Below are 9,541 nucleotides of genomic sequence, written 5' to 3'. Positions count from 1 at the left end.
CGTAGCTAGTAATGAGAAAACGGGCTCGACGGGTTCAACCGATCAGGTTGAGTAAAAGAGCAAACCCTGCAGTTGAAAACTGCAGGGCGTGGTGGCTTTTAACCTTGACTTGAGACCGGCTAATGGGTGTCCCCTTTTCTCCTTGTCCCCTTTTCTCCTTCATCAGGAGAAATATTCCATAAAAGCAAGTACAGGCTTTGGAGTAGATTTGTGGGGATCCCTCAGGGACGGATTTAATAAACCAAATAAACCCGCCCCCTTTCCTCCCACTCCACCCTTACTTTCACACGTTATAACCTGCGGACCTCATCAAAATAAGTACAACCTCATCAAATTGCTCATCAGACATACCCCTGATTGATCTAACGCTTTTCCAGTGCCATATCGCAGGAAGAACTTTACTATCCAACCGATCGAACTCATCCAGAAAAATATTAGCTAATTTATACTTGTCCAAATCAGGATCAGCTTCCAGAATACTATTCAATACTGTACTCGGCAGCTTCCCATCCAGAATTCCCATCAACAATTTTCTATTTCCCGAAAGTGACATATGTTATCCCGCCAACGACTTCAATTTTTTCGACTTTCGTAAATCCATATTTTTGGGACAGTTTCCCTGTCCAAGTGTTCAAGGCTGCATTTTCCTTTGACATTCCGCTGGCAATATTCTGCAAATACTGAGCTACGTTTACACTATCGGTTTCTCCCACCCAAGCCCCACGGATTTTGTTAACTTGGATGCCTTCATTGTCAAGGCGTTTCATCGCGCTGGCGAACATATCAGTACCGGATGCGTCATAAAAAGGGTGATCCTTCGTCGCGCGAACCGAAAATCCTAGTAGTCCTGTTTCATCCACATCCACCACCAGTCCTGCTATACCGTCAGGATTGCCGTATTTGAGATTAATCGTCCCATTGTGCCTTTCCACCATAAAGTCATTGGTGACGTCAACTTTTGGAACGGGCGGCTCAATTTTCTCCACACCACCTTTTGTTCCACCTGGGGTATTGACGACATCTGCACTAACACCTCGCGGCTCGGTGCCTGCGTATCTTTTCCAATCTGGATGATACGGATCCGCCATCATCTCATCCGTGATTTTTGTTACAGTCCCTTTTTTCGTATTCGATGCAGTTTTCAAGATATCCGAAAGTAATGCATCCGCTTCTTTTGCTTTACCGTTCTTTAGCAGCTCCTCTACTTTCTTGATGCCATTCACGACATCAGAACCATATTTTTCGACCGGAATTAAATCCGTCGCAGCAAGGATGTAATCCCAAATGGTCTCAGCTTCATAAACCCCCTTTCCAGTGGAAACGACAGGAAGGTGATCCGTCAAGATATCCATTAGCTTGTTGGCAATGCTGGTCGACAGCATCCGATCCATTTGATTGTTCATCAAACCAATGCTGTACAACTCTCCCTCTATGGAATACCTCCACATTTCAGGATCTTGCATTGCCACGCGTAACTGTTCCTGAGCCTCCGGCGTATGAATGTTTCGCAGAATATCAAGCTCTGCTTTTTTTGATGCGACTCGCAAGCTTGTACAAGTAGGACTATTTACGTCAACTTCGCACGCGCTATATAAAGCTTTGTCCCTCTCTACATCCAGCTTATTGAGTTCATCTCTACGTGTGCACGCTTGAGAGTCACCGGCTTTACATGCCTTCTCTGCTTCAAATCGCTCTGTAGTTTCAGTGTGGTCCAGAAAGTTATACTGGGTTGCGTTACTGGTAATCCATGCCGTTTGTTGCAATGTGGTGGCGTCAGTATTCCCCAACGCAGTAGCCGACAACACCCCAACAATCTGCGACCCCATCAGCAGCAGGTCAGGATTACCCTTGAACCATTTGTTCATCTCGCCAACAAGCGCTTCGTTCGCGCCAGCCGCCAATGCGCCTGTGGCAAAATCCCCGCCGGTCATTTCAGAAAGCAGTCCCCCCACCGCCGCGTGGATGATCACTTTGCTCGCAGAGCCATCATCAACAACACCCTGAGTGAGATCACCCACCAGGTTGAAGCTGAACGCCGCTACAGTATTGAAAAGTGCGGTTTTCAATACATCACCGACGCTTGCATCGCCTCCTACTGCTTTGGTGATCAGTGCAGAGGTACCGCCTTGAATTATCTGGCTGCCTGCGAACCTGCCAACGCCTTCCCAAGTCGCCAATGACGGCCCAAGCAACTTGCCGGTGTTAGGGTCGTATTTCAAACCCGTCAACTTAGTGAGGTACTCAGACATCAATCCGGCTGTCACTCCGGAAATAACGTAGCCCTTCAATGCATCGGGTGAAGTGACGTCCGCAAAAACAGCCCCGAGATTTCCGCCATTGTTGATGAAGCTGGTTGTTGCGTTCGTGGCTGCTCCCGCCGCGACTGCGGCAAGACCAGCAGCCCAGGCAGTCCCCATACTCGCACTCAGTGCGGTGAACGCAGCGGGGCCGACAAAGGCTGCCATGATGATTGCAATTATCATCTGCGACGCTGGGCCAAGACCCGAGTTGCTGTATTTGAACGACTCGTGAATCTCCTTCACTCGCCGCCAATCAACATCCCCCCGCGTCTCGGCATCCTTCAGCCACGCCAACTGCGGATCCGCCTTGACCATGGTGTCGATGGTCTGGCTCACCGACTCCTGGTTCACATCCTTGATATCAATCTTCAGCCCATCAACCGCCTTCAACACGATGTTGCCCTTGGCAATCATCTGGGTCTGGCGCAGGGTTTCGTCGGTGTTGCCGCGGCCCTTGGCCGATACCCACGCGGCGTTGTTGTTGGTTTTGGTGTGGCTCTCGTCATGCAGGTCCTTCACCCCTTGAAAGGTGATGGAGCCGCCGCTGTCCAGCGTGATGTCCTTGCCGCTGTCGAGTTTGGCCACCTGATAGGTCTGGTCGCCCTTGCTGACCAGCGACAGGTTGCCGCCGGTCTTGATCTCGGTGCCGACGTGGGTGATCTGGGTGACTTCGTCGCGCTGCAGTTTCAGGTTGCCGAAACCGCCCTTCTCCTTCATGTCGTAGAGGGTGTAGTCCTTGTTCTGCGCAGCGAGCAGATTCAGGTCTCTGCCTGCGTAGACATAGGCTTCATTGCCCGCGCTGATCTTGCTCGCCACCAGTGTCGTGTCGCGACCGGAGCTGGTCTTGACGTCGCCACCGGCGATGAACTCGGCGGCTTTCTGGACGGTGTGGTTGTCTTCTTCGTGGACGCGTTTCTTGCCGTCCTTGCTGTGGGTTTCGACGTTGTGTTCGTCACCCGCCGAGGACAGGTAGATGTCGCGTTTGGCGTCGGCGGTCAGGTTGCCCTTGGCCTCGGCGGTGCTGGCCACGACGTTGAGGTCCCGGCCGGCGTCGAGCTTCAGGTTGCCGCCGCTTTTCACACTGGAGCCGAGGTTTTCCACGGTGGTGGTGATGACTGAACGATGGCCGCCCTCGAACGATTCGTGCAGTTCGCTTTCGTTGCGCGTCGCCAACAGGTTGATGTCGCGGGTGGCGCTCAGGGTGGCGTCGCCGCCGCTGCTGATGGACGAGGCGTTGACGAGGTCGTTGCCCGACTTGATGGTCAGCGTGTCGCGTGCGCTGATGTTGCCGCCATCGTCCACCAGGGTGCGCATGCCGTGACCGTCGCGTACGGCGACGGCGGTGCGATCGTTGACGATGTCGCCCTTGAGGCTGGTGAGGCTGACCTGATTGCCGCGAATTTCACCGGCCAGCGCATTGCGGATGCTGTCGGTGGCCATGAGCGTGATGCGCTCGTTGGCTTCGACCAGACCGCCCTGATAGAGGCTGCCTTTGACGTCGACGGACAGATCCTTGGTCGCCTGCAACGTGCCGACGTTGACCAGATCATTGCCCGCGATTAGCTCCAGGTCGCGCCCTTGAATCAGACTGCCGCCCCGCACGTTGCGTGATTCGGCCTGGGCCAGATAGAGCACCGGCACCAGCACTTTCTGGCCGTCGACGATGCGCTCTTCCATCCACACGATGTCGTGGGTCAGTGCCGCCACTTGCTCGGACGTCAGGCTCACGCCCACGGACAGGTTCAGCTCGTTTTTGCTGGCAAGCGCGTTATCCATCAGATAACGGAACTGTTCGTAGTCGTTGTTCAGGCCACCGGCGAGGAAGCGCTGGCCGGTCTGGGCCATCACTGCATCGCTGATCAGTCGCGTCTCGTAGCGGCCATCGCCAAGGCGGCGAGCCGCTTCATCGGCGCTGAAACTGAGTTTGCCCAGCAGGTAATCGGAACTCATGAACGGCGCGGACTGGGTCAGCTCCGGGTTGGTTTCGATCAGGTAACGGCTCTGCGGATTCGAGCTCTGCACGAACAGGCCGTAGGGACCTTTCGGCAGACGGAACGTCGAAGACGCCGTCGGATCGACTGCGGCAAACGGCACGCCCTTGAAATCGACCGGAACGAAGCTGATCTGCTTCACCCCATCGGCGTCGATGCGCTCGATCCGGGTGACGTCTTTCGGCGCCTGGGCGCTGGCGTCGGTGCTGTGTTTGCCCAGGTTGATGTTGATGCCGCCGACCGAGGTCGTCTGATCGCTGGACAGCTTGCCGGTCAGTTGATCGTAGGTGTTGTCGTAGAGGGTGCCGTTCTGGATGCTGTGAGCGACGTCCAGTTTGACCTTGCCTCCGGCCTGAAGCACCGACGAGTAGACCTTGTTGCCGTTTTCATCCCAAGTGGTGACATCGCTTGTCTGCAAGAAACGATCGTCACTGGAACGACTGACCAATTCGTTGAAGCGTTCCTCGTCGAAGTTGCCCGCTGCGGTCGCGGCGTTGAACGCCGGAATGTCGGTGAACTCCATCTTGTCCCAGAGGCTGTTGTCGATGTGCCCCGGTGTACCGATCTTCACCACCCGATGGCCCGAGCGCGACACGGCGCCCTGGTTCAGCAGGTTATCGGCCGTCACGGTCAGATCGCCGTTCGCCGCCAACAGGCTGTAGCGGTTTTCGACGTTGTTGGCGTGAAGGGTCAGATTCTTGCCAGCGACAAATCGCGCCGCACGCGAGTCCTTCAGGACCTTGTCGTTGAACTCGGTGTTGATGGTGATGTAACCGCGTTTCCAGCCGTCACCGCCACCGCAGTGCTGAGCACAGACCCAGCTCAGGCTGCCGGACGACTGCCCCGAGGTGATTTCGAATTCGGCCTTGGCGTTTTCAAACGAAACGGCGTTGATGTCGATATCACCTTCGCCTTCGAGGGTGCCCGACAGGTTACTGAACGACGCCGCCCGACCACCGCCCACCGCGTCGAAAGTGAGTTTGCCGCGGCTGTAGATATCGCCATAGAAGTTGCTCAGGCTGTTGCCGTGCAACTCCATGGTGCCGCCGCTGAACAGCAGCGTATCGGGGCCGTTGCTGATGCCATTGGTGGCGTTGAACAGCAGATTGCCTTGAGCGCCCAGCGTGCCTTTGTTGTCGATCCGTGCAGCGGAGACCGTGAGGTTCTGGTTGGCAATCAGTCGGCCCAGGTTGTCGAGCGTGCCGCGCAGGGTCAGCTCGGTGTCACCTCCGCTGACCAGGCGACCGTCCTGCTGAATCAGGTCGTTGGCGCCGATAACGAGTTTCTGTTTGGCGGACACGCGCCCGCTGTTGATCAGGTTGCCGCCGAGGTTCAGCGTCAGGTCGCCGTCAGTGGCCAGTTCACCGGCGTTGTTCAGACTGGCGACGTTGAGCTTGAGCGCCGTAGCACTGGCGATGCGATCCCCGACATTGAGGTTCAAATCCTGCGCGCTGGTATAGGTCAGGCCACCGTTCAGTTGCCAGGTGCCCACGCCATTGACCGACGCGATATCCCAGACGCCGTTGCCCAGACCGGTGAGGCTGCCTTGAGAGCCGGTCAGGTTGCTCAGATCCAGATCGAACAACCCTTTTGCAGCGTGACGAACATTGCCGCTGAGGTTGTTGAGCTGGGCCCCGGCCAGTTCCAGATCTTCGCTGCCGATCTCGATGACGCCGTTCTGGTTGTTCAGGTTGCCAGTCAGTTTGATTTTGCTGGAGGCACCGCCCAGTGCGCGAATCTGCCCGCCGGCGCTGTTGTTCAATTGACCGCTGATGAGTTTCAGATCGATTGCCGATTCGATCAGCCCGCCCTGATTGAGCACCTGGCTGACGGCTTCGAATGCCAGTCGATTGCCGCTGATCTCTCCGCCCGCGTTATCCAGACTGGAGCCATCGAAAATCACCTGATCTTTGCCGAAGAGCTTGCCGGCATGGTTGGTCAGGCGTGTCACCGTCAGTTTCAAGTCACCCAGCAGACTTGAGATCAATCCGGCCTTGCCATCGACTGCGCTGTTGTCGAGGTCGGCGCTGGTGATGTTCAGGGTGTCGGCCTGCAGCGTGCCGCCCTGGTTCTGCAGGCTGCCGGCGCCCAGTGCCAGTTCTGCGTGGCTGCCATTGGCGAGGATCGCACCCTGCTGGTTCAGCAGGGTGTTGCCGACGATTTTCAGGCCATCGCTGCCGGCAATGATCTGGCCCGCATTGCGGTTGTCGATGGACGTACTGGCGATGTCCAGACGTTTGCCGCGCAATGTGCCGCCGCGGTTGTCGAGTTCGACCAGTTGCTCGAGCAGCAGATGTTGCTCACCGGCGTCGACTACACCCGTGACGTTTTTGAACACGCCGGCGATGTTCAGCGCAATGTCACCGCCCGTGCCGACGATGCCGCCCTTGTCGCTGTTATTCAGCTGTGTTGTCGTGACCTCTATGGTTTTGCCGAGCAGGACACCGGCGCTGTTGTCGACCGTGTCGCTTTCAATGTAGAGGTCGGCGTCGCTCTGGATCCGCCCCTTTTGATTGAGCAGTTGCGCCTGGCCGGCAACAGCGTGCTTGAGAATCAACCGGGCACCGTCGACACCCGCCGCCAGCAGACCGCCCTCGCCGTTATCCAGACTGGTGGCTTGCAGGTTGAGGCGATCGCCAATCACTCGCCCGCCACGGTTGTCGATATGGCCATCGCGGGCGATCAACAGCAATTGTTGCGCGGCTACCACGCCTTTGCGGTTGTCGATACTGCCGGCCTGGACGTCCACGTCACCCTGGCTGGCTTGCAGTCGGCCCAAGGCATTGTTCAGGTGCTTGTTGACCACCAGCGTGAGCTGGCCGGTTTCGGCGCTGATTGCGCCTTTTTCGTTGTGGGTGAGATTGTCCAGCGTCGCATCGACGACACCGCCGAGCAGTTGGCCGTTGGTGTTATCCAGATCGCGGGCGGTCAGGTTCAGGGTCGTGTTGCCCTGAATCAGGCCTTGGGTGTTGTCCAGGTCTTCGCTGGCCACCACGCTCTCATCGGATGAAATCGTGCCCTGGGTATTGTCGAGTTTGCCGCGACTGGTGACTTCGAGGGTTTTGCCGGTCAGGCTGGCATTACGGTTGTCGATGCTCCGGGCCGTGACGCTCAATCGATCGGTGGCCTGAACCTTGCCATCGTGGTTCGCGAGGTCCTGATCCAGTGTGAGGTCGACCTTGCCGTTTTCGGCGCTGATGACCCCTTTGCCGCTGTTATCCAGCCGCTTGCCGGTGATCCGGATCGAGTCGGCCGCCAATGTGCCGCCCTGATTGAGCAACTCGGCGCCCGACACAACGAGGTCGGTCTTTGCCTGGATCTTGCCTTTGCCATTGTTCAGACGTTCATGGGCGACGACCTTGGTTTCGCCCTGGCTGGCAGCAATCAGGCCGCCAGCGTTGTCGAGTTGTCGGGTATCGAGATCCAGGCGTCCGGCAATGATTTTGCCGTCGTCGTTTTGCAGCGCCCGTGCATTGAGCTTCAAACGGCCGCCGGCAATTTCGATTCGACCCTTGCGGTTGTCCAGACTGTCGACGGAGAGCGTGGCCACCTGGCCGTCGGCGAAGCGGATCAGACCACTGAGGTTGACGATTGCCGGGACGTTGAAGGCCAGGCTGGTCTCGCCGTAAATCCGTGCGTCAGCCCCTTGGTTAACCAGGCGAGTGGCGCCCAGCGCGACGGTTTTGGCCTGGACGATACCGTTCTGGTTGTCGAGCAAACCTGCGGCACTGGCGCTCAGGGAGCGACTGGCCAACAGGCTGCCACGGTTGCTCACCGCGCCGCTGTTGATGGCAACGTCGCCATTGCCGTTACGGCTGTTGTCCGCGTTCACCCCGGCTTCGATCACGCCGGCGTTGGTCAGCGTACCGCCGCTGGTGAGACGCACAGAGTCCCGGGCGGCGAGGCTTTGCTGGTTCACCAGGTCTTGTGCGGTCTGCACGGCAAGTTGCGTGCCCGCGTAAACCGCCTGTTGGGCTTCAAGACTGTTGGCCTTGATGTCGATCGCATTGCTGGCCGTGGCCTTGGCCATCGTCAGTTGGCCATTGGCGTCGATCTGGATATCCCCGGCGCTGGCCGCCAGTTCGCCTGCCAGCTTCACGCCGACACCCGCCTCGGTGCCCACCAGTTTGATCGCTCCGGCGTACATCCCGCCGAGTGCCGAGGAGTCGATTGCCAGTTGCGGTTTGGCGCTGCCATCGTCGGCCCGAGCGGTGGCGTTGAGCGTGTCGGCGTTTACATCGTTGCGACCGGTGGTGATGTTCAGGCGCTTGGCATGGATCTGCGCGTTGATTTGCGCACTGCGGGTGATGATTTCAAAGCTGTCGACAGCGCTGGCGTCCAGACCTTTGCCGTCGATGGAGACGCTGCCCTGATCGACCTGAAAGCGATCCAGACGTCCCGCGCCATCCAGCACCGGTTTGCCGGTGGTCAGGGTCACGCGTGGCGTATTGATGAAGCCGCATCCGTTACAGCTGATGCCATACGGGTTGGCGACGATCACCCGCGCCGACTGCCCAGCCACTTCGGTGTAACCGCGCAACTGGCTCGGGCTGCCGCCGTTGACTTCGTTGAGGATGGTTTGCGCAGCCGCTGCGCGCAGGTTCGGGTTGCCGAGAATGATCCCGCCCATCTGCGTCAGTTGAGTGCGACTGGTCGCGTTGTTGAGGATGACGCCTTGAGCGTCCACGTTGTAATCGTGGAACTGGTTGTGCGACAGCCCCGCGCCGTTGGGCGTGGCGATGTTGATGATCGGTACGCCGTTGCCGGCCCGGTCGAGCGTGGTGCCAGGCGCACTGACCACGATTCCGTCTGCTTGCGCCCACATTGGCTGCCAGAACATGACGTTAGCCAGCAGGAATGCCAGGCCACGTTTGGGCATGCCCCAGAAGTGATCGCGTTTTTCATAGGCAGCAGAAGGCTGCCTGGCCAGAAAGGCCAAGTGGCGAATGTTCATATCAGAAACTCGGAGCAGACGGAATTAGAGGAAGAAATCCATGCGGAAATAGATCGGTGCTTCACGCTCGGTCAGCGCAGCCGGTCGTTCCAGGGAATGGGCAAAGGTCACGGTCGCGGCGACGTGTTCACCGCGAGCAAACAGCTCCAGCGAGTTGCTCGACATGCGCCCGTGCTGGTCACCGTTGTAGCGATCATTGCGAATCACGCCCTGGTCATAGCCCAGGCTGGTGCCGTATTCGGCGAACACCGGACGCAGCCATTCGGCGGTCACCGGGCGTGCCCAGCGCAGGTCGT

Annotated in this window: 2 protein-coding genes and 1 pseudogene; all 3 read right to left on the bottom strand. The window is 57.9% G+C overall.

Annotated elements, in window-relative coordinates; translation table 11 throughout:
- Window positions 1-283: 283 nt before the first annotated feature.
- Window positions 284-523 carry a hypothetical protein gene (locus DXT77_RS19200; protein ID WP_256662982.1) on the bottom strand — a complete coding sequence of 80 codons (240 nt, stop codon included), beginning with the start codon at window positions 521-523 and terminating at the stop codon, window positions 284-286.
- Window positions 524-533: 10 nt separating this feature from the next.
- Window positions 534-9,245 carry a DUF637 domain-containing protein gene (locus DXT77_RS19195; protein WP_256662981.1) on the bottom strand — a complete coding sequence of 2,904 codons (8,712 nt, stop codon included), beginning with the start codon at window positions 9,243-9,245 and terminating at the stop codon, window positions 534-536.
- A 24-nt stretch (window positions 9,246-9,269) separates the two neighbouring features.
- A pseudogene (locus DXT77_RS19190) lies at window positions 9,270-9,541 on the bottom strand (ShlB/FhaC/HecB family hemolysin secretion/activation protein); the annotation flags it as partial.

The sequence above is a fragment of the Pseudomonas sp. 91RF genome, from assembly GCF_003576265.1.
GTDB lineage: Bacteria > Pseudomonadota > Gammaproteobacteria > Pseudomonadales > Pseudomonadaceae > Aquipseudomonas > Aquipseudomonas kribbensis.
Note: the sequence above shows the minus strand (reverse complement) of the source record. Positions and strands in the feature narration are given on the sequence as shown.